We start from the raw sequence: 637 nt of genomic DNA on the forward strand, positions 1-637 counted from the left end.
TGACACTACCTGGAATCGTGATGTCTGTCAAGCTTCTACAACCAGAAAACGCATATTCTCCGATACTTGTAACGCCATCTTCAATCACAACTTTTTTTATGTTCTCATTGTCGTATGCAGGGCTATAATAAGTATTGTAATCCTCCTTCATCGCCCCTTTGCCGCTGATGGTCATTGTGCCGTCGGCGGTGAGTGTCCAGGTCAGATTGTCTTCGTTCCAGTAGGTTGCGATTTTGCTTGCATCTACGCCGAGTTGTCCGCTTGTCAGCGTAGAGCCGTTTTCAAGAAGCACCTCGGTCAAAACAGTACAGCCGCCAAACACATTGCTTCCGATGCTTGTGACACTCTTTGGAATGGTGATGCTGGTTAAGCCAGTGCAATACTTAAACATACCATTTCCGATACTGGTGACACTTTTTGGAATGGTGATGCTGGTTAAGCCGGTGCAATTGTAAAATGCATAATTTCCGATGCTTGTGACACTACCTGGAATCGTGATGTTGGTCAAGCTGCTGCAATGCTCAAACGTATTATTTCCGATGCTTATGACGCTTTCCGGAATTTCAATGCTTGTTAAACTGCTGCAATACTGAAACGCATTCTTTCCGATGCTTGTGACACCACTCGGAATTTCGAT

1 protein-coding gene is annotated in these 637 nt (G+C 44.9%); it reads right to left on the reverse strand.

What is annotated here, in order from left to right; translation table 11 throughout:
* Positions 1-637: leucine-rich repeat domain-containing protein (locus RUMCAL_RS15805; protein ID WP_021681365.1), on the reverse strand; the 637-nt coding region annotated here is incomplete at both ends.

The sequence above is a fragment of the Ruminococcus callidus ATCC 27760 genome (genome assembly GCF_000468015.1).
Lineage (GTDB): Bacteria > Bacillota > Clostridia > Oscillospirales > Ruminococcaceae > Ruminococcus_C > Ruminococcus_C callidus.